At 70.6% G+C, this 939-nt stretch carries 1 protein-coding gene; it reads left to right on the top strand.

Going from position 1 to position 939, the window contains the following annotated elements; translation table 11 throughout:
- Positions 1-16: 16 nt before the first annotated feature.
- Positions 17-939, top strand: a protein-coding gene (locus tag ABD374_RS31540; protein ID WP_425577400.1) for an IS5 family transposase whose coding sequence is annotated in 2 segments (ribosomal slippage) — positions 17-376 and positions 379-939 — 921 coding nt in all. Because the reading frame shifts where the segments join, the coding sequence is not laid out codon by codon here.

Below are 939 nucleotides of genomic sequence, written 5' to 3' on the forward strand. Positions count from 1 at the left end.
CGGGCAGGAGTCCGTCATGGTGCGTCGGCATGAACTGACGAATGCTCAATGGGATCGCATTGCCCCGCTGCTGCCGGAGACTGGCGGGCCGGGTGGGCGGTGGGCCGACCACAGGACCGTGGTCAACGGCGTGCTCTACCGGACCCGGACCGGCATTCCCTGGCGTGACCTGCCCGAACGCTACGGATTCTGGCAGACGATCTACGAACGCCACCGCCGCTGGTCGGCCGACGGCACCTGGTCGAAGATCCTGCGGGCGTTGCAGGCCGGCGCCGACTCCACCGCCCAGGGCGCGGACGGCTCGTGGGCGGTCAACGCCGATTCCACCACTTGCCGGGCCCACCAGCACGCGGCCGGAGCCCGGCAGCGCCCGCCGGTCGACCACCCCGAAAAGGGGGCGGAACACGTGTGGACTCAGAGGGCCGAGAGGCCCTGGGACGCTCCCGGGGCGGGCTGACCAGCAAGGTGCACCTGCTGGCGGACGACCGCTGCCGGCCCCTGGTCTGGCTGACCTCGCCCGGCCAACGCGGCGACAGCCCAATGTTCATCCCGCTCATGCAGGCTCTGAACGTGGCCCGCACCGGGGCCGGGCGTCCCCGCACCCGACCGGACCGGGCCCGCGGCGACAAGGCGTACTCCAGCCGCGCGAACCGCGTCTACCTGCGTCAACGCGGCATCAAAGCGACAATCGCCCAGCCGGACGACCAGCGCGCGAACCGCCGCCGACGCGGACGGGCCGGCGGCCGCCCACCGTCCTTCGACCGCGAGCAGTACCGCCGGCGCAACACAGTCGAACGCTGCATCGGCAAGCTCAAACAGCACCGGGCCGTCGCGACCAGGTACGACAAACGCGACTACATCTTCAACGGCACCCTGGCCACGGCAGCCATCGTGATCTGGCTCCGCGACCTCATCAAAGAACCATCAGACACGGCCTAG

Origin of the sequence: Streptomyces enissocaesilis, assembly GCF_039533765.1 — a bacterium.
In the GTDB taxonomy this organism is placed as follows: Bacteria; Actinomycetota; Actinomycetes; order Streptomycetales; family Streptomycetaceae; genus Streptomyces; species Streptomyces enissocaesilis.